This window comes from Magnetospirillum sulfuroxidans, assembly GCF_018224925.1.
Lineage (GTDB): Bacteria > Pseudomonadota > Alphaproteobacteria > Rhodospirillales > Magnetospirillaceae > Magnetospirillum > Magnetospirillum sulfuroxidans.
This window is the reverse complement of the sequence record NZ_JAGTUF010000008.1, coordinates 63,840-82,264: the sequence shown is the minus strand read 5'-3', so window position 1 is coordinate 82,264 and position 18,425 is coordinate 63,840. Positions and strand designations below refer to the sequence as shown.

Below are 18,425 nucleotides of genomic sequence, written 5' to 3'. Positions count from 1 at the left end.
AATCAAATCCCGCCGCCGATGGGAATCGTTTTCTGCTATCCGGTGGCACTGGGACGCCAGGTTTCCCGCGGCATCCGCCAGTCGATCCCCTCCAGCAGATAACCCAACTGGGCCGGGGTGATGGTCACCGCCCCATCCGCCGACGACGGCCACAGGAAGCGGCCACGCTCCAGCCGCTTGGAGAACAGGCAGAAGCCCTGGCCGTCGTACCACAGCACCTTGACCAGATCGCCGCGCCGGCCGCGAAAGACGAACAGATGGCCTGAATGGGGATCGCGCGACAGCCGCTCCTGCACCAGCAGCGCCAGGCCGTCGAAGCCCTTGCGCATGTCGGTGTGCCCCGTCGCCAGCCACACCCGAACCCCACTGGGAATCGGGATCATCGCCCGGCCGCCGCTTGGATCACCGCCGCCGCCAGATCGGGCGACGCCGAGACCGGGATGCGGAGCTGGGCGCCGTCGGCCAACCGAACCTCGATTGCCGCGCCACCGGGGGTCTCCACGACAGAGCCGATGTCCGGCGCGACAACCACCTCGGTGAAAGCGGCCGAACCAACGCGCAACTCGCGGCGCCAGCGATACAGCAGGCTCGCATTGACGTCCGCCCGCCGCGCCACATCGGCCACCACCGCCCCAGGCGCGAACGCCGCGCCGACCAGCGCCGCCTTCTCCTCCGGCAACCAAATCCGCCGCCGCACCGGACCCGTCAGAACGTGAACCTGCCCCATCGCCTCGCCCTTGGCATCGGTGCAAACCACAATGCTTGCACCATCACCAAGGCTGGCAGCCCCAAACGGGGCCGGCAAGGCCAGCTTCAGCGGCCTTCACCGGACGGATACATTGCTCAGACCGCGCCACACGGCGTAACTTCGCCCAAGGCTCTACTTACGACTGGATGAAACTTCCAGGGCAGGTCATCTGGATCAAGCCCGCCGCCACCACGAAGCAGCGCCGCCTGCATCGCGCGCCGATCAGCACTTCCGCCGCCGCCTTGCTGCGCACGATCCGGCTGCTCGTGCCCGAAGATTGCGAATGGGTATTTCCCGGCGATGCCGAAGGCAAGCCGCTTCAGGACATCAAGCGGTTCTGGGAAGATGTCCGGGCGAAGGCCGATCTGCCCGCCGTCCGCATCCATGATCTGCGCCATACCTTCGCGTCGCTGCTCGTTTCGGGTGGCATGACGCTGCCGATGATCGGCAAGCTTCTGGGCCACACACAGGTTCAGACCACCCAGCGCTACGCCCACCTGCTCGACGATCCATTGCGCAAGGGTTTAGAAGAGTCACTCCGTGACCTGCCTAGTTATTGACGGGCGTCTCAACTGAAACGTCACCGACCGTCGCTATCCGATAATGTATTCAGTATCCTTTGTGCCGCAATGCCGGGATCGTCTGCAGAATTATCTACCTCGACCATACTCAATAGACCAAATAATTTCTCCAGCTCATCAATAAATGAGCCGGCTCCATTTTTCTCTTGATCGTCGAGAGACTTTTCCTGATCTCTATGTTCAATTCTATCTTGGCGTATTGCTTCATCACCCACCTTTAATAAAACACTCAAGTGTGGCTTCAGAAGGCCGCTATCTGTGAATACCGGAGGTGGTATGTTTGCGCCTCGCGCACGGTGGTATGCAAACGTAGAGTAACAGTAGCGATCAAGCACCACATTTGAATAGTGCAGGATATCCCTCACCTTGTCTGCTGTTGCGAGGTTGCTTGCATGATAAAAATTATATCGACTGTATACGCTCTTGACTTGCGGCACTTTCATGGCAATTTCAATATATGGTTCTGGTACACCATACAACAACTCGCACAAACCTCCCTGTTTTAGAATGAGACTCTGTACCATTCTGCATACTGTTGACTTGCCAACACCATCAATTCCCTCAATCACGATGAACTTGTGTTCAGACCAAAACATCATTCCCTCGTTAGAAAGATAGAGATGACATTGACTGCCACTCCGAGAATTAGAAGTATTGCCAACTCTCGATAGTCAAATCCTTTGATTGCAATAAAAACGCCGATTGCAAACGCAACAAATAGCGTTCTTAAAATAAAACTATTAAAGAAATTTTGTGATGCTGAAATTTGACCACCTAGAACAAGATCCCGGACTTGGCTAAGCGCCAGCACGGAATGAGCAATCCAGTAAAGCGGATATTCTTCTCCGAGCGAGTTGCGTCTACTGCGAAAAGCCCCTCGCAAAGGTCCATCTTTTTGCTGACGTCCAACCAATTGTTTTGTGAGACTAAAAATAGCTTTCGACACCACTTTGCGCCTTCCAGTACTAAGCGAAAGCCTGCCGCGGTGTTGGTACACCTCACACAGTGCTATTAGTACTGTTGCTTCTAAAGGGTGCTCATGGGCGATTATTCTCTTCCTGAATATCTCATTCCTAGTGAAGATCGCTTGCGCATATCTGTCGAAGGCATCCTGTTCGCTAGCTCGCCCAAGCTGTTTTGATTTAACGTTCTTTAATAGCCAATCCACCGATCGTATCGCTGCAAACTCAGTGTCCTGATCATTTGAAAGCAATAGAACTCGAAGCGCCCAAGCTGTATGGCCGATGCGCGGAACATCCTGACCGTCGCGACCAAAGCCGCCACTTTCGTGTTGGATTTCCTTCAGCCATGCAATGCCGTCTAGCTTTAGCTTTTCTAAAATTGCTCGATATGGGCATTCCTCGTCACCGGCAATTGCCTTTAGAAATCTATCAATTGCTAGTACCATGGCTGCCGTTGGGCCCGTGGCAGGTATATACTGTGCTTTGTCGGCCATATAGTCGGAACTGGTGAAGTACCAACCCCTGTCCAGACGATTGGACTTAATCCAAGATACCGTTTGTGACAGCCAATCAATACGAGCTCGATATGTATTGAGGTTTTCGAAAGAGGTTGAGACAACTGGCCATCTAGGAGAAATTTCTTTCTCAAGAAATCCGCCATCCAGCAACGCTGTGAGCGCGTATATTGTGTCATTGACGATTCCCTCCATCTCATCGGCTCGGCCGAGTCGAGGCGCCAATTGAATTGATGGCCAAGAACCGTCGGCCTTCCGAAGACCAATAAGCGTGGACAGGGGACTTTGCGCAAGGCGCGGATCTCCACTTTCCGCAATAGGCAGGCTCTGACGCAACCCAATGAAGCCCAAAGATGTGGCGCAAGTGTCAATCTCATAAGCTTCGTTGGGCCCAATTGAGGCCGGTGTAAGAAATAATGGCCAAAGAACGCCTTTGTCGCCACCCGGAAAATGGAATTCCTGTTGACTTGTCGAAAGAATACTACGCGCAGACCCTAAGGAACTTTCAATCAAACTCTTGATGCCGAAAATTCTTGACTGATCCATAGCTGCCCACCTCACATCATGCGGAGCTTACTCGCGCATGGTATTCAAACCACCTGTGGGCTGCTCACCTAATCAAGCCCCTCCACAAACACGACAACTCGATTTGGGGTCCCGCTATCTAACCCACAACTACATGCTGCGAAATACTGACTCTATCTCATTGTCGGTAAGCAATTTTGGCGCCCCTTCCATATCTGGATTCCGTGATTCTGCTATCAACCTAGCCATTCCCTGATCCGACAAATCAATTTCAGGAATTCCGACTTTGCGGTTAGGGGCAACACCATCGAGGAACGCTTCAACCGCTTCAGGAAGCTTCATTGATTTCGGTAGGTTGAGTATCTCACTAATGAGTTCTTCGACTACGTGATAGCGCTCAGCACACTCCTCATAGTTAGCTAATAGAACCTTGGGAGCAACAAGCGCCAATGCGCGACCATGGTGAATGTCGTAAATTCCACTCAATGGGTCAGATAATGCATGAATTGCTCCAACCGAAGAGTTCGCTACGGCAAGCAAACTTTGGGCACTAGCGTGAGAAAGCTGTTTCCATACCGATGGACTGCTGCCCGAAACAGAGAGCCTTTTTATCCCCTCAAGAGAATTCTTGATACCAGCCAAGGCGTACATTTCCGCCCACAAATTGGCCTTTTGCGAAGTTAATGCTTCCAGTGATTGAGCAAAGGAGTCAAATGCCGTTAGTACATCTAGCTCGATATCGGAACTTCCGATATGCTTAAATGAATAATATGCTGCCTTAGGATACAAATGCGGACTGAATATAATCCTTTTTTGGTGACCAATACGAACTAGACTTGCAGGGGAAATCTCTGTTCCAGTCCCAACCATCGACGGCATACAGAACAACGGAACATTTCTGTTTTTGATCTTATTATATCCCTGTCGCTCGACTGTTAATTCTTCAATTGAAAAGTCCTCATTGATTAGCACGGATACAATCTTCGCAGCGTCGTGGACGCTTCCAGCGCCTATGCTCAGAATGCATGCGGGCCTATTTTGTCTGGCATCTTTCGCCGCCTGAATTATTTCTCCTTCGCGTGGATTTGAATGTATGCCCTCTATGACAAGCACACTTGACAGTCTGGTACGCAGAGAACGTAGCGCTTCTACGAAAACACTTGATCCTCGGGTTCTCGCTCCACCTGTAATAACCAGACAAGACGAGAAGTTCTCGGAAATGTCTCCAACGACCTTCTCAACTGCATCGTCGGCAAAGTGGATCTTTGTCGGAAAGTAGATGTCCATTTATGCGGCCTCTAGTGAATCGGTGACGCGGGTGCGAGAACAATTGGGCATTCAAAGCTACAGCGATTGCAGCCCTTTCTCGGATCGTCAACACGCTCGTTGAACAATCCGCCCGCCACGACACAACTGACTTGCTTGCCTCTTTGTTCTATAGTCATCCTGTCGAATGCTTTAATGCGCTCAAATCTAGTCACATTGACCGAATGTGCCGCAACTTTAGCTGCCTTGAGTCCTTCAACCACAGATTCTAAGCTTGGGACACCACCTGTGTGCTCTTCTCGAGTGATTGAATTCAGAATGTGCGCACCCCCGGCAAGTGCCATTGTGACACCCCCTATTGCGTTGACCACATGATCGAAGCCAATTGCGCTGTCTGTTGTCGTTGGACCAAGCGGCATAAACGGGCATTTGGCCTTAGAAGCAATTGCTATATACCTTGGTATGTCGGTCAATTGCACATGACCAACACCTTCCATAATCACACTTACTCCTGCCTCTCTGAGTTCCCTGACAATCTGCACCTGCCTTTTTGTTTCGAGCGTGTGGGCTTCATCGAGCGCGGAAAAAATGTCGGGCGGGCGGTACGTCGTTCCTACGCTTATCGTGGCATCAAATTTTCGAAATACGGATGCAATATCAGCAATTGCTGCCCGAAAAACATTTTCATTTCTGCCAGACCTCAACATGTCTCTCACGACTAAGCCGCCGCCGCGAGAAGTGACGGGTATTGGTCTGGTCTTGCGAGCAACATCATAAATGTCTGGATCTGACGTGAAATGTAGCGTCATAAACGCTACACCGCCCTCTAGCATTTCTGTGATCCTATCGATCAGCGCAGATTTTTCTATGCCATGTTGTGGGCTATATATAGTGTAGTGAGGAAGAGTTCCAACAGGCCCATCAAAATGACGGACCATAGTCTTCCAAAAATCGCGGTGCTCCCGATCGATAGTATGATCCATCATCAAGTCGGGGCGAAATGAAAAACTACTTAATAGCTTTAATTTTTCCACTTCGACGTTAGGGTCTGATTTATCAGATATCCCAATGTTGGTATTGATCTTAACAGGAAGGCTGCTACCAACTGCCACTGACCTTTCTCGACCGCGAATTAAAACAGCACTACCATCCTCCACAGCGTTGCGAAGCAAATCGGCCGTAATGTTGCCACGAAGCACGTCATCTAACCCAAGTATTATTTCGTCAATTTCCATGAGTGCCTCGTCATCCATTTTCTACACGCCGCACGGCGATTCCTTGACAAACAGGGCTGTTAGAGTAGTGATAGCTCTCATCTCTCGCAAGCACAACGTGTCAATGAATCCGCGACACCTCGTCGGGGAATTTAGGCAGCACATTCGTGCGCAGGCGAGTTGATCGAGACGGCGCTGGGCGGGGCTGGGGTCCGTGGCGGTTTGCGGACGAAGCGCTGTGGATTTTGGCTGAAGGCGTGATCAAGGACGGCCTGCCGGGTCTCTCGCACGGTTTCGGCGCAACCGGTCTGGACCATCCACGGAGAGGTGGCCCCGTCCGTTTGGACAATTTGGCGGCTTGGTTAAACTATTGCCTTGTTGATGCTCATGCCGCCAGTGCGCTGATCAACACCCTGTCCGGGGCATGCGCCGGACAGGGTGTTGGCGCGGTTTGATGATACGCCTCGTCGGGTGTGCGTCCAGCCAAAGCTAGGCGCTCGATGAAGACGTTGTCCATCCAGCGGCCGCGCCCGTCCATGCTGATGCGCACCTTGGCGTCCTTCAGCACCTGGGTGAAACGTGGGCTGGTAAACTGGCTGCCCTGGTCGGTGTTGAAAATCTCCGGCGGAGCAAACCGGGCCAGGGCGTCTTGCAACACCTCGATGCAGAAATCGGCCTCCATGGTGTTTGACAGCTTCCAGGCCAGCACCTTGCGGGTGGCCCAGTCCATCACCGCCACCAGATACAGGAAGCCCTTGCGCATGGGGATATAGGTGATGTCGGCGCACCACACCTGGTTGGGCCGGGTGATCGCCAGGTCCTTCAGCAGGTACGGATAGACCGGGTGCTGGGGATGGGGATCGCTGGTCCGGGGCTTCTGATAGATGGGCGACAAGCCCATCAGCGCCATCAGACGCGCCACCCGCTTGCGCCCAGCTATGTGTCCCTGGCGGCGCAGATGAAACATCATCTGCCGCGCTCCGAAATAGGGATGCTCGGTGAAGGTCTCGTCGATCCGCCGCATCAGCTCCAGGGTGAAGCCGCTCTCGCCCCGAGGGCGGTAATAGAACACCGACCGGCTGAGCGAAATCAGCGCACATTGCCGCCTCACCGGCAGATCGGGATGATCCGGATCGATCTTTTGCCGCCTCCGCTCGACACTCATCGACCGGAGGCCTTCGCCAAAAAATCCCGCTCCACCAGCAATTGGCCGATCTTTGCATGCAATCTGGAAATCTCGTCCTCGCGCGAGACCTGCGCAGCCTCCGCCTTGCCGGAGAACGTTCCGGCCATGCCTTCGATCGCCTGACGCTTCCACGCCGCGATCATCGTCTGGTGGATGCCGTGCTTGCTGGACAATTCCGCCAGCGTCAGGTCGCCCTTGATCGCTTCAAGCGCAACCTTCGCCTTGAAGTCAGCCGTGTACCGCTTCCTCGTAACTTTGCCCATTCTCAAACGTCCTTGCACGTAATGGGCGATAGCTTAACACCTTGTCCGAATTTCCGGGGCCACCTCTGCCTGGGCCCCGAGAATGCTAAGGGCTAAACCAGCATAGACTGACTGGATCATGACGGAGCTAAGATGGCCACGAACGGCGACGCGTTCCGCTCGTGGCCATTCCCATAGGTCAGCGATAGCCCCGACCCGCGTTGATGAGGGCATAGAGGAAGGTGGCCACCAGCGCCACCTCGGTCAGCCCATAGAACCACCCGCTCGCCCACCAGGGAAACTCGACAGGGAACGTGTCTGACCAGGGCACTGTGTCGGCGTAGGCCAACAAAGACCGTCGTCCGGGTGGCTTTTCTGCGTTGGCCGCGATGCTGTCGACCGCCTTCCACCATGACGGCCAGATCAGGGCCGCCAATCCGCTGATCCGCGTGGACCAGTTGGCTTCATCGTAGGAGAAGCGGAACCACAGCCAGACGGCGAAGCCGACGATGACCAGGATCGTCCACCCCACGGCCATGAGTGTTGGCAAGAAGTCGGCGCCTAGCGCCATCGAAAGGCGGAGAACGCCGCCACCGACCACCAGGACCACGACAAGCGCGATGGTCGTCTCGGGAGATGCGTTCCGGTCGCTCATTGCCCGCCCTCTTCGTCAGCGGAATCCTCGGGAACGAGGAACTCCATGTGCCGTATAAATTCTTCCTCCGAGATCCATTCGACCTTCGGCCCTCGGTCGGGCAGCGGTTTTTTGGGACGGATGTCCATGGTCACGTACAGCCATGCATCGCCATCTTTGGCGTAAATCGTGTAGTCGCTGCCCGCGAGCCTATATCCCCACCAATTCCAGTGCACGGCACCGATATATTTTCCCGCGCCGTCTTTGAGGACGATGGTCATGCGCGCGTTGGAGAGTTCCCCTTTCTTGCCAAGTGGCCACGAGCGAAAGATTTCATGCGGGCCGAACCGCTTCAGGCCAAAAATTTCCGGCGGCGGCATCGGCGGCAGGAAGGCGCGCTGGCTGGTGGAGACGTTATTCGCCTCCCAGTGGGATTTGAGGGGGGCCAACAGCGGCACCCTCTGGAGCTCAAGGGGATAAGGGTGGATGACCTCAATCCCGTCCTCAATGGTATCCGGAGGGGGCAAAATGAGGTCGGCAAGGAGCCGTGCGATGTCGGAATTCCAGTATCCGATCAGGTCCTGGTACTGGCATCCGGCGAACACATGCGCCAGCGCCTGCTGGCACCTTCCGAGTGATGGCTTGCCATCAAGCCTGTTGAGGTAATTGGCCAGCCCTTCCGCACCGGATAGGACGGCTTCCGACGAAGACCACCGACGCTCCTGTCGGAGCAGGAAGACCATGAGTCCGTCGGCAGCGACGCGCCCATTCCGGCGAGCTGAATTGACGGCGTCCAGCAATTCCTTGCTGGCCGTCTTGAAAGCAGATTCGTAGCGTAGGAAGGAAATAGTCATGGGACAGACTCCACCCGTGCCCAGGTCCACGTAGTGTGAGCGGCGCCATACTCACCGCGGCCTGGAGGGTAAAGGAGATCTGATACTACTTGACGAATTTACCCGATGAAGGCGCCAGGTTGGGCGTCACCCCAACCGCCCAATGGCGGCGCCAGTAGGATATAAATGCCACTGCACGGCGCAAGCAAAAAGTGAACCCGCGCCCCGCTGAGATCCTTACGCCCATCTAATTTGCGGATCGATGATGGAAGAGCCACTAGCTGAGGCCCATCATGGACGCCATCCCTTCACCGTTCCCCTCCTCAAATCTTACAGATACAGAGATCGCCCCACTCCCTCTGTATATGAGCGTCCTTGAAGAGTCTGTGGCTGCTGGCAACTGGCAGCTGGTCCGTCACCCCCTCTGACCTGCCTTGGAAAATCTCCTCCAGTGTCTGACGTCAACGCCGTCGTTCGTTCCGCGCCACGACAACTCCCGGACACCTGGACAACGGATGGGACGAATCCGATTTTTGGCTGATCGAGTCCAATAATTGATTGCAGAATCCGATCTTTTGGTGATTTTCACACGTTTTGAGTTGGCGTTTTCGGCCCAGATTTCTCGGCCAGGAAAAGATGGTCAGAGATGAAGGCAGCGAAGTTCACGAACGCGCAAATGGTCTTCGTTCTGAGCCAGAGCGCGGACGGCTGCCAAGTTCAAGACGGCACGGCCAGCGCCGACTCACTTCGCTGACGAGCGAGTGCAACACAATGGATTGACGACTTTCCATGTGACGCATAGTCTACATTTGGGCCGGCCGACGAGCGCGTTAACATGGACATTGAAGATCAGCTTTCTGTGGATCTTAATTTGTCGGCGCAAATCGCTCGCTCGACGCATCTTTTGGTCAGTCAGGAGTATCCTGAAGACCTTAAGGCAACAGCCGCACATTTATGCGGCGCCCTTAGCTTGGTTCTATTTTCGATGTCCAAGCCTGGAACATCAATGAATTGTATCCCAGGAATCGCAGAAGCAATGAAATCAATTCTCATTCGAATTGAAAAGCTGGACGCAGATTCCGCATTAAAGTAGGTCCATTATTTTAATAATACATCAATGAAACAATGGATTTAATTGAAAAATGATACTATCCATTTAATAACTTATCCATGTATAGACTATTATCTCCGGTTTCCTCTTTAATTTTTTTGTAGGTAACCATAAGTTTTTCCTGGTCTATAGAGTGGGCTTCCGCAAAATCATCGATGAGAGATGGACTGACTTCCGTGAAGAAGGTCGCTATGTGACACAGCCACTCATCAGTTTTCCCCTCTTTGATTTGTGTCGCCAGGGTCTCAGCATCAATGGCGCGCTTCCAGGGCGCGTTAACCGTGCCTAAGACCAAGTTGTCAGTACTGTTTGGCAAGCGCCTCATAAAATACCCTCAAGATTAACCGTCCAGAAAGAGAGGCCGATAGTAACATTAAGACACGTTGATCGAACGGGAGGCATCAAGCTTCCAACCTTGTCCAATCAACACATTATGCATCTCATTTAGCGGAAACCGAGCTCTTCGCAATCCTTGTCTAAGTTTCCACCCAGCCCAAATGGCAAGCGGAATACCAAAATATAGGAAAAGCACTAAAAGCGTCATTAGCACCCCAAATAGCGCAACGGAACCCCACGTCAGCGCGACTTGACGAATCAGCGACCTCCGAAATCGCTCCAGTTCATCGCGATCATAGACTTGACGGCCTTGCGTCTCGGCTGCGTAAAGGAAGTGCCCGCGTCCATCCCAGGCAATTGCATACAGAGTGCATTTTTCACCCTCTTTTAAATAACTTCCGACTGAGTTCCCAACGGAAATATTTTGCAGCACGTTCACTCCCTCACCCTCCTCATTGATGCGTAGGTACGCAATATGAGTTCCGTCGCTGAACTGGCGTGCCACTTTAATTGCTTCGATACGTCCCTGGAATTGGATGACCGAAAAAGGCGTTTGTTGGTGAAGCACCTTCATGGCTGACCCCCATGTGACTCATAGTCTGTAGACCTATAGTCGTCATACCGCCTTGCTTGCAAGGTGGATATCTGCTCGAACCTTGGTCGGAATGTGAAGAGGATTAGGCTTGAAAAGGCCTGGTCGCAGGAAGAGCTTGCTTTCCGTTCAGGGCTCCATCGGACTTATGTCAGCGGTGTGGAGCGCGGAAAAAGGAATCCGACAGTGATCGTTCTTCAGCAGATAGCGGATGCGTTGGAAGTATCCGCATCAAGGCTGTTGGAGATCGAGAGCTGATCACGAAATTAGCGGCACAGATCTTCCCAGTGAGATCGGTCAAAATACTTCCTGACTCGCCCTGAGGCGGCAGAGAGACAAACACTGTGATGTCATTGAGGGCTTCAGGCTGTAGACCTGAGGTGAGTTACTGAACGGGCTCCCGCCATAACAGCAAGGCGTGACCTGCGAGTTATGTGTAATGACAACTATACAGCGTTTCACTGATTGCCTAATTGGCTCATCCACGACCAACTGCCATACTACCCTTCATGCGTAAATCCCACATTGATCTCGACCGCAGGTTTTTGGATTGTCAACTGGACGCAGGCTCTGAGGAGGTAGCCCTCGACAGCTATGTCACTCACGCCAATGGCAACCTTACGTGGGACGATCTGATCGCCCATGGACGCGTGGTGCTGCTGGGCGAGGCTGGCAGTGGCAAGACGTGGGAAATGGAGGCGCAGGCCGAGCGGCTGGTGCGGGCAGGCAAGCATGCCTTCTTCGTACGGATCGACGCTTTGGGTGAGGGGGGCCTTGAAGGCGCCTTAGCCCCCAAAGATCGAAATAGGTATGCGGATTGGCAGCCAAGGCTTGGTCACGGAATATTTCTGCTAGATGCCAAGGACGAAGCGCAGTTGATCGACCATCACGCCTTCGAAAGAGCACTTAGGAAATTCACCCACCATATTGGAGATTATCAGCACCATATTTCATCGATAAACAAATCAGCGAACATTAGGAAATCGAAACTCCTCCACTCTTCCATCGTCCTTTCCTGTCGTGTCAGCGAATGGCAGCCCTTATCCGATCTACAAATGGTCCTGCACCTGCTGGGTCCCTCCCCTTTCTCCAATTCAGACGACGAAAAAAGAGCTCCATTGCGTATCGTCCAAATTGCACCACTGGACAATGAGCGCGTCCACCGTTTTGCCTCCCGGCGCATGGACAACCCGTCCGCCTTCCTCAACGCAGTGAATCAAGCCCATGCCTGGGAGTTCGCGCGCCGTCCCCGCGATGTCGAGAATTTGATTGGGTATTGGGAAGAGCACAAGCGACTGGGCTCGCTAAGTGAATTGCTGGAATTCGACGTTAACCGCAAGCTCACAGACATCAATCGCCAATGGATCAAGCTTGTTCCGCTTGAACTGTCCAGAGCACGCGAGGGCGCCGAAGCACTGGCAGCGTGTGTCACATTTACGCGGCGGTTCACCTTTGCAATTCCTGACGAGGAGACACGTTCGCCACCAGACGCCCTCGACTCCCAGGCAGCGCTGCCCGACTGGACAGACAAGGACAGGCAGGCGTTACTCAGCCGGGCGATGTTCGACGAGGCCACCTATGGCCGCATCCGCTTCCACCATCGTGGCTCCGTTGATTACCTGTCAGCACGATGGCTCCTACGTTTAGTGGATGATTATAATTGCCCGCGTGCCGAGATCTTGCGCCTACTCTTCCCTACCTCCAGCAGCAGCACTGTGGTGCCAACGTCCCTGGCACCGGTGGCCGGCTGGCTGGCAGGATGGATTAAGGAGGTGAGAACCCGACTGCTGGAAGTCGATCCCGACATCCTCATACGGTTTGGTGACCCCAGCCTGTTGCCCCCGCCAGTGCGCATCCAGTTACTCCAGCGCATCGCCGAAACCAACCGCCTCCGAAATACCGAAGACCGAGAACAACTCGGCCGTCTGGCAGATCCTACGCTGGCGCCCACGATTAACCGGCTGCTGCGTGGTGCGGATGTCGCCCCCGACGTCAAACTGATGCTGCTGATCCTGGTTCAGCAGGGGCGGCTGAGGGACTGCGGTCGCATGTGCCTGATGATCGCCGCCGACAGTCATCAACCATGGCATCTGCGCCATGACGCCATTGCCGCCCTGCACGCCATGGATGACCGCCGCCGGCTCGCCGCCCTGGCGATCCAATTGACGAACGGGCCGACCATCCCCAGCACGCTGGCATCGACGATCGTCAAATTCCTGTATCCGAATACCATGAGCGAGGATGATGTAGGCAATTTGCTGGCGCGAACAGACGTCGAAGGGAGCGGCGGACGGCGCATGGCGCACGCCTGCGAGGATGTCGTAACCTCCGTGGCCGAGGACCGCCTGCCGGCGCTAACCGACATGTTGTTTTCCTTGACGTTCTCCGCCCCGTGGGTGGACGAAGGCCGAGGGCAAAGCCTCAACCGCATTTCCCGCGCCTTCGGCTGGACGGCCCGGCCGCTTCTAGCCGCAATCTATCGGCTGCTTGGAACCCATGACTTGGTCGAGCGTCCACCCGAATATGTAGCGGAACTGGTCGATCGCCTGAAAAATTTCCAGGGCGACATTCGAGGAGAGGGCAAGGACCTTCAGGCGGCGCTCGAGCCGCACCCCACGGTCATACAAGCCCTTACCGACCGCCAGATCGCAGCATTGCGCGAAAAAGGGCCGGACGACCGCATCCGGACCTTCGCCATTTCGGGATACCACTGTGGCCTTTGGCACTTGGCCAACCGCGACATCCCCTGGCTCCTGCAACGGGCAACCACCACTTTGGAGCCAGCCGACCGCCGGTTGGCTCTGAGACTTGCCATCGAGCTTTGGCAACAACACGGTCGTCGACTTGCTGTGCGAGCAAGGATCATGTCTGTCGCAATCGCCCGGCCGATTTTATGGCGCACCTATTGGTCATGCATGGACAACCCGCTCGTGCGGTTGAAGCAGCAGGCCGAACGATGGCGTCAGCGGTGGCGCGAGGATCGGCCAAGTTTCTACGTCCTACGTCACCGGCTTCAGACCGCCCGAATTCGCGCCACCATCGCTTGGCATTGCGTGACGAGTTTCCGCCGTCTGATGCGCGGGGAAGATTGGGCGACGCTCTACAATCTCCTACACTTTTCCGAGGACGAGAGCCGCACCATCCATCAATGGGAAGATCAAACTCTCGAACCAATGGCGAAGACTTTCGGGCGAATGATCAGGGCCATCGCCCGGCGGGGCTTCAAGAACCATTGGCGACGGTGGCAACCGCCGCCGCCAGAACTGAACACTGGATACAAGCCCGCCGAGGTCAGCCTGTTGGGGCTGAAGCTGGACGTTGATGATGGCCTGGACCTCGCCGCGTTGTCGCCCGAGCACGCCGAGATTGCCGCCCGGCTCGCCTTGCACGAGCTGAATGGCCTCCCATCATGGCTTCCCACCTTGATTGCCCATCACCCACAGACGGCGCGGACAATCTTTGCCCGGCAGATTGGCGCCGAATTCCAAGTTCCCGCCGAAGTCCAGCATGTCAGCGAGTTGATTTCCGCTCTGCTGTGGGAGGACGACGGCGCGGCCCGTGCTCTGTGCGGCCCCGGACTGCTGGCTGCGCTATCCAACGCGGAACCAGCGCATCCCAAAGTTCTAGCCGATGCCGTGGCCACCCTGTACCGGGATGGGGATACCGCCGCCCTCGCCGCTTTGGCCGCCCATTACGGCCCCACGCATTCCTTTGGGCAACCGCAATTCCTGACCTGGCTGGTGATGTGGTTCCTGACCGACGCCAAACCCGCCCTCGCCTTCCTGGAAGCGACGCTAGCGGCGCATCCTGGGCAGGCGGACGATCTGGTGGTGGCCCTTGCAGCGGCGTTCCTGGACCGTATGGAAGGACCGCCGGACACCCACCGACCGTCCATCCACGCACCTTCCGTCCTTCGCCCCTTTGTCACCCGGCTTAACCGGCATGTGCGATATGGCGACGACATCAACCGCTCCGACGGAAAGGCCTATTCGCCGACCGCGCGCGACCGGGCGCAACAATTGCGGGACAGCCTTTTCAACCTGTTGATCGACAAGGCGACCAGCGAAGAACTCCGCGACCTCGCGGCGAATCCCGTCTTCGTGTGCCAACGTGACCGTCTCCTCCACCTTGCCAACGAGCGCGCCAAGAGGGAAGCCGAGCGTAACTGGACGGTCAGGGACGTCGCGGACTTCGCCCAGCGCTTCACCAAACCCCCGACGACCGCCGATGAATTGTTCGACATCGTCTGTTGGCGGCTGGAAGACATCGTCGAGGACGCTGAAAACGGTGATTTCTCATTACGGGGTACATTCGGCAGTTACGACCACGAACGAGTTTTGCAGGTATGGCTAGCCCGTCAACTCGAACTAACCAGTCGTAAATTCTACACGGTTGAGCGCGAATCAGAGGTTCTCTTCGCCGATAGACCAGACCTCCGTCTTCGCTATCCTGGCCTTGATCCCGTAACTCTCGAGGTCAAATGGGCACATAAAGAGCATTGGTCCTACTCGACATTGCTTGAAGCCCTGGAAACACAGTTGATCGGCCAGTACATGAGGTCGAACCGTTCAAGGTACGGCATCTACTTCCTTGCCACTGTCAATGCCACCCGTTTATGGATCCCACCGGGCGAACCGCATCTTGATTTCCCCGCCTTGTGCCTCCGCCTGCAACAGGAGGCCAAGCGCTTGCTCGAAGCCCGTGGCCGGGGGGAGCGGATCACTGTGGTGGGGCTCGATCTGAGCTAACCTATTGGCTCTTGCAAAACCTTTTTGGGAAACTATCTGGCGCACAATACACTATTACTCACAATACTCGCCACTCAGCCCCTTGGAATGACGTGAGAAAGTCACCAATGACCTGCCTTGAGAAATTTCCTCCAGTTTGAAGTAGAGTCCGGCCCATCAGAGGACGGACGACATGAAGCGCAGCAGGTTTTCAGAAGAGCAGATCATCGGCATCCTGAAGGAGCAGGAGGCCGGGGCAGCGACGGCGGATGTGTGCCGCAGGCACGGCATATCGAGCGCGACGTTTTATACCGTTCGCCCGATGAAATGACTTCTTTGATCCACGGATAGAGGCAGAGGCTTGTGATGCGGGCGGCGTCAGCGGCGAGGGCGTTCCAGGCATCGCAGCATGCCTGGATGATGGCGTCCTGATCGGGCCAGACCTGAAGCGAGAGGAAGCGTTCGCGCAGGTATAGCCAGACGCGTTCGACCGGGTTGCATTGCGGCAAATAGGGCGGCAGGGGGACCAGTGTGATGTTGGCGGGCACTGCCAAAGCGGCGCTTCCGTGCCATCCGGCACCGTCGAGGACCAGGACGGCATGATCCTCCGGGGCCAGGGTCTTGGAGAATTCGGCTAGAAACAGGCTCATGGTTACTGTGGACACGGTGGGCAGGACGAGGGCGAATTCGGCCCCGGTAGCGGGTTCGACGGCGGCGAAGATATAGGTCCAGTCGAACCGTTGGTCGCACAGGCCCGGCGGACGCTGCCCTTTCACCCACCAGCGATGGCAGGTTCTCCCCTTCTGGCCGACGCGGGCTTCGTCCTGAAAGAACAGCCGGATGCGTTTGCCAGGATGCGCCTGGGCGGCGGCGGTCAGGGCTTCAGGCAAGTCTTTTTTGAAAGCGCTCCTGCGCCTTGGCGTCGGTCTTGGGATGGACGGGCCGGGTCTTCTGCCGCGACAGGCCGTTGCGGCGCAGGATGCGGCCGACGCTGTCGGGATAGATGGTCTTGCCGAATTTCTCCGAAATCCAGATCGCCAACGCCTCGCACGTCCAGGTGCAGACGCCATCGACCTCGGGCTTCGGCCCCTTGAAGATGGCGGCCTTCAGCGTCGCCTGCTCGGCCTCCGTCAGCCACTCCTGGCGGTGTCCCTTCGGACGGTCGAGCAGTCCTTCCAAGCCTTCGGCGTTGTAGCGGACTACCGCATCCCGCAACGCCTGGCGCTCCATCCCCGCCAGCCGCGCCGCTTCCGCCCGGCTCAATCCGTCAAGGGCGTTGGCGATGGCATAGGCCCGCGCCGCCGCCCGCCCATTGCCGCAATGACGCGCCCAAGTCCGAAGCTCCGACGCCGACAGGCAATCCGATATCTTGAGGCCGGGATGCATGGCTCCTCCCTTCGCTGGTGGAGCCATCGAATCACGACTTCGCGCCTGTGGGAATCCCCTTTCGAGTCACATCAAACGGCGGCCGGTATTACAAATGGAAGGCCAAGTACGGCGGCCTTGACGTGTCGGAGGCCCGGCGGCTGAAGGCGCTGGAGGATGAGAATGCCCGGCTGAAGAAGCTGCTGGCGGAATCCATGCTGAACGAGGCCGCGCTCCGCGATCTTCTGGGAAAAAATGTATGGTCCGCCCCGTCCCTGCAAGGGTCTTGGGCGAATGGACGGGAACAGTCTGCGTAAATGTATCCGGCCTCTCGCGAGTGGGCTGCTGTTGCAGCCAGGCCATGATGAGATCGGCTCGTGCGTTCCCAAATAATGGTGCGGGCACAGTGCCCGTTTTTTTGACAGGGTTTACGGCACGGCGATCAACTGCCTCGTCATCACGTCCTCGACCTCGCAGTCTGTTGGAGCCCTACGCCATGGCCGGATCGCGGCGTTCGTAGAGGGCTCCGGGTTTGGTCAGCACCACCCAGGCGATGCGGGCGATCTTGGCGGCCAGCGCCACCGTCACCTTGTTGGGGTGCATGCGCTGTTGCAGCTGGTCGATCCAACGCCCCAGCCGATCACGGGACCTATCCAAATGCAGCACGCAGGATCGGGCGCCATGGATGAGTAGACGCCGGATGTAGGGATTGCCGCGCTTGCTGATGCCGAGCAACGTCTGCTTGCCGCCGGTGGAATGCTGGCGCGGCACCAGTCCCAGCCACGCTGCCAAGTCCCTGGCTTTGGTGAACTGCTGACCGGCGCCGACAGCGGCGAGCAATGCCGTAGCGCCCAAGGCACCGATCCCCGGAATGGTCGTCAGGCGCCGAGCCACATCGCTGCACGCGGCCAGGGCGTCGATCTCCCGACTGACCACCGCGATGCGTCGCTCCAGGTGGGCGAGGTCGTCAGCCAGATCCCCCAGAAGTCGGCGCATGGTGGGCGTAAGGTCGTTGCCTTCATCAGCCAGAACCCGTTGAAGATCCAGTTTGAAGACACCGGCTCCCTGTCGCATCGCCACGCCATATTCCAGACAGAACGCGCGCATCTGGCAGATCAGCCGGGTCCGGTTGCGCACCATTTGGTCGCGGATGCGATGCAAAGCCTGAAGATCGACCTGCTGGGGCGTCTTGATCTCGACGAAGCGCATCGTCGGTCGCGTCACTGCCTCAGCGATGGCGGCGGCGTCGATGATGTCGTTCTTGTTGGATTTGACGTAAGGCTTCACGAATTGGGCCGGGATGATGCGGACGGTGTGCCCACGTTCCTGGAGTTTGCGTGCCAGCCACTGCGATCCAGGGCATGCTTCCATGCCAACGGTCGCACCTTCGGCGCGCTCAAAGAATTGCAGCACGGTGTCGCGGCGGAATTTTACCTTCTGGATCGGCTTGCCGTCGGCATCTATGCCGACAACGTGGAACACAGGTTCTTGCCGATGTCGATGCCGTAGGTCACGGCTCCCTTGGGTTTGTTGCGGATCATGAGGGCGGTCTCCCCTGATTGGATTGCCGACGTCCAGTGTGCGGTTG

16 protein-coding genes and 4 pseudogenes are annotated in these 18,425 nt (G+C 56.4%); 6 read left to right on the top strand and 14 right to left on the bottom strand.

The genetic code is table 11. The features are described 5' to 3' along the window. Window positions 1-35 precede the first annotated feature (35 nt). Both tnpB and tnpA read right to left on the bottom strand, forming a co-directional pair. The gene (tnpB, locus tag KEC16_RS10385) at window positions 36-383 is read right to left on the bottom strand and encodes an IS66 family insertion sequence element accessory protein TnpB (RefSeq protein ID WP_211548559.1); all 348 of its coding nucleotides are present in this window, start codon (window positions 381-383) and stop codon (window positions 36-38) included. After that, window positions 380-757 carry an IS66-like element accessory protein TnpA gene (gene tnpA / locus KEC16_RS10380; RefSeq protein WP_211548557.1) on the bottom strand — a complete coding sequence of 126 codons (378 nt, stop codon included), beginning with the start codon at window positions 755-757 and terminating at the stop codon, window positions 380-382. Before tnpA ends, tnpB begins: the two co-directional genes overlap by 4 nt. 137 nt (window positions 758-894) lie before the next feature. Here tnpA and KEC16_RS10375 point away from each other — a divergent pair, with 137 nt between their 5' ends. Next, entirely contained in the window at window positions 895-1,308 is a 414-nt protein-coding gene (locus KEC16_RS10375; protein ID WP_211548555.1) for a tyrosine-type recombinase/integrase, read from the top strand. Between the two features lie 20 nt (window positions 1,309-1,328). Here the strand turns inward: KEC16_RS10375 and KEC16_RS10370 are convergent, their stop codons facing one another. The 7 genes from KEC16_RS10370 to KEC16_RS10340 form a co-directional block, all read right to left on the bottom strand. Continuing rightward, window positions 1,329-1,928, bottom strand: a complete 600-nt coding sequence (locus tag KEC16_RS10370; protein ID WP_211548553.1) for a nucleoside/nucleotide kinase family protein — start codon at window positions 1,926-1,928, stop codon at window positions 1,329-1,331. Beyond that, window positions 1,925-3,352, bottom strand: coding sequence for a prenyltransferase/squalene oxidase repeat-containing protein (locus KEC16_RS10365; RefSeq protein ID WP_211548552.1), 1,428 nt, complete (start codon window positions 3,350-3,352; stop codon window positions 1,925-1,927). The genes KEC16_RS10370 and KEC16_RS10365 overlap by 4 nt, the downstream gene beginning before the upstream one ends. A 129-nt stretch (window positions 3,353-3,481) precedes the next feature. Further along, window positions 3,482-4,618 carry an iron-containing alcohol dehydrogenase family protein gene (locus KEC16_RS10360; protein ID WP_211548549.1) on the bottom strand — a complete coding sequence of 379 codons (1,137 nt, stop codon included), beginning with the start codon at window positions 4,616-4,618 and terminating at the stop codon, window positions 3,482-3,484. Window positions 4,619-4,629: 11 nt separating this feature from the next. Next, window positions 4,630-5,832, bottom strand: a complete 1,203-nt coding sequence (locus tag KEC16_RS10355; RefSeq protein WP_211548547.1) for a phosphomethylpyrimidine synthase ThiC — start codon at window positions 5,830-5,832, stop codon at window positions 4,630-4,632. 364 nt (window positions 5,833-6,196) lie between these two features. Continuing rightward, window positions 6,197-7,260 (bottom strand): IS3 family transposase gene (locus KEC16_RS10350; RefSeq protein ID WP_428846056.1). Its coding sequence is split into 2 segments (ribosomal slippage): window positions 6,197-6,993 and window positions 6,993-7,260, totalling 1,065 coding nucleotides; the frame shifts between segments, so codons are not numbered across the junction. Between the two features lie 178 nt (window positions 7,261-7,438). After that, a complete protein-coding gene (locus KEC16_RS10345; protein WP_211548545.1) occupies window positions 7,439-7,894 on the bottom strand; it encodes a hypothetical protein in 456 nt (151 codons plus the stop codon). Beyond that, entirely contained in the window at window positions 7,891-8,727 is an 837-nt protein-coding gene (locus KEC16_RS10340; protein WP_211548543.1) for a hypothetical protein, read from the bottom strand. The genes KEC16_RS10345 and KEC16_RS10340 overlap by 4 nt, the downstream gene beginning before the upstream one ends. Before the next feature lie 814 nt (window positions 8,728-9,541). Between KEC16_RS10340 and KEC16_RS10335 the strand changes: the two genes are divergently transcribed. After that, on the top strand, window positions 9,542-9,799 hold the full coding sequence (locus KEC16_RS10335; protein WP_211548541.1) for a hypothetical protein: 258 nt from the start codon (window positions 9,542-9,544) through the stop codon (window positions 9,797-9,799). A gap of 55 nt (window positions 9,800-9,854) precedes the next feature. Here KEC16_RS10335 and KEC16_RS10330 read toward each other — a convergent pair whose 3' ends face one another. Together KEC16_RS10330 and KEC16_RS10325 are read right to left on the bottom strand one after the other, a co-directional pair. Continuing rightward, window positions 9,855-10,142: a hypothetical protein gene (locus KEC16_RS10330; protein WP_211548539.1), complete on the bottom strand. Its 288-nt coding sequence runs from the start codon at window positions 10,140-10,142 to the stop codon at window positions 9,855-9,857. Window positions 10,143-10,190: 48 nt separating this feature from the next. Next, on the bottom strand, window positions 10,191-10,727 hold the full coding sequence (locus tag KEC16_RS10325; protein WP_211548537.1) for a hypothetical protein: 537 nt from the start codon (window positions 10,725-10,727) through the stop codon (window positions 10,191-10,193). Between the two features lie 63 nt (window positions 10,728-10,790). Between KEC16_RS10325 and KEC16_RS19825 the strand changes: the two genes are divergently transcribed. The 3 genes and pseudogenes from KEC16_RS19825 to KEC16_RS10310 all read left to right on the top strand — a co-directional run. Further along, the gene (locus tag KEC16_RS19825; protein WP_211548535.1) at window positions 10,791-11,003 is read left to right on the top strand and encodes a helix-turn-helix domain-containing protein; all 213 of its coding nucleotides are present in this window, start codon (window positions 10,791-10,793) and stop codon (window positions 11,001-11,003) included. Between the two features lie 251 nt (window positions 11,004-11,254). Further along, the gene (locus tag KEC16_RS10315) at window positions 11,255-15,493 is read left to right on the top strand and encodes an NACHT domain-containing protein (RefSeq protein ID WP_211548533.1); all 4,239 of its coding nucleotides are present in this window, start codon (window positions 11,255-11,257) and stop codon (window positions 15,491-15,493) included. 172 nt (window positions 15,494-15,665) lie between these two features. Then, window positions 15,666-15,782, top strand: a pseudogene (locus KEC16_RS10310) (transposase); the annotation flags it as partial. A gap of 121 nt (window positions 15,783-15,903) precedes the next feature. On the opposite strand, the pseudogene KEC16_RS20005 reads toward KEC16_RS10310, so the two are convergent. Both KEC16_RS20005 and KEC16_RS20000 read right to left on the bottom strand, forming a co-directional pair. Continuing rightward, a pseudogene (locus KEC16_RS20005) lies at window positions 15,904-16,362 on the bottom strand (IS630 family transposase); the annotation flags it as partial. Further along, complete coding sequence (locus tag KEC16_RS20000) at window positions 16,355-16,858, bottom strand: IS630 family transposase (protein WP_211548531.1); 504 nt, start codon at window positions 16,856-16,858, stop codon at window positions 16,355-16,357. The pseudogene KEC16_RS20005 and the gene KEC16_RS20000, both read right to left, overlap by 8 nt. An 86-nt stretch (window positions 16,859-16,944) precedes the next feature. Here KEC16_RS20000 and KEC16_RS10300 point away from each other — a divergent pair. After that, window positions 16,945-17,097 (top strand): annotated as a pseudogene (locus KEC16_RS10300) (transposase); the annotation flags it as partial. 229 nt (window positions 17,098-17,326) lie between these two features. Here the strand turns inward: KEC16_RS10300 and KEC16_RS10295 are convergent. Next, window positions 17,327-18,378 (bottom strand): annotated as a pseudogene (locus KEC16_RS10295) (IS110 family RNA-guided transposase). Window positions 18,379-18,425 lie beyond the last annotated feature (47 nt).

Bases quoted from the DNA above. Each gene is read 5' to 3' on its own strand.
- KEC16_RS10345 (WP_211548545.1), bottom strand. From the start codon at position 7,894: ATGAGCGACCGGAACGCATCTCCCGAGACGACCATCGCGCTTGTCGTG.
- KEC16_RS10355 (WP_211548547.1), bottom strand. From the start codon at position 5,832: ATGGAAATTGACGAAATAATACTTGGGTTAGATGACGTGCTTCGTGGC.
- tnpB (WP_211548559.1), bottom strand. From the start codon at position 383: ATGATCCCGATTCCCAGTGGGGTTCGGGTGTGGCTGGCGACGGGGCAC.
- KEC16_RS10370 (WP_211548553.1), bottom strand. From the start codon at position 1,928: ATGATGTTTTGGTCTGAACACAAGTTCATCGTGATTGAGGGAATTGAT.
- KEC16_RS10360 (WP_211548549.1), bottom strand. From the start codon at position 4,618: ATGGACATCTACTTTCCGACAAAGATCCACTTTGCCGACGATGCAGTT.
- KEC16_RS10365 (WP_211548552.1), bottom strand. From the start codon at position 3,352: ATGGATCAGTCAAGAATTTTCGGCATCAAGAGTTTGATTGAAAGTTCC.
- KEC16_RS10315 (WP_211548533.1), top strand. From the start codon at position 11,255: ATGCGTAAATCCCACATTGATCTCGACCGCAGGTTTTTGGATTGTCAA.
- KEC16_RS10335 (WP_211548541.1), top strand. From the start codon at position 9,542: ATGGACATTGAAGATCAGCTTTCTGTGGATCTTAATTTGTCGGCGCAA.
- KEC16_RS10330 (WP_211548539.1), bottom strand. From the start codon at position 10,142: ATGAGGCGCTTGCCAAACAGTACTGACAACTTGGTCTTAGGCACGGTT.
- KEC16_RS10375 (WP_211548555.1), top strand. From the start codon at position 895: ATGAAACTTCCAGGGCAGGTCATCTGGATCAAGCCCGCCGCCACCACG.
- KEC16_RS10325 (WP_211548537.1), bottom strand. From the start codon at position 10,727: ATGAAGGTGCTTCACCAACAAACGCCTTTTTCGGTCATCCAATTCCAG.
- KEC16_RS20000 (WP_211548531.1), bottom strand. From the start codon at position 16,858: ATGCATCCCGGCCTCAAGATATCGGATTGCCTGTCGGCGTCGGAGCTT.
- KEC16_RS10340 (WP_211548543.1), bottom strand. From the start codon at position 8,727: ATGACTATTTCCTTCCTACGCTACGAATCTGCTTTCAAGACGGCCAGC.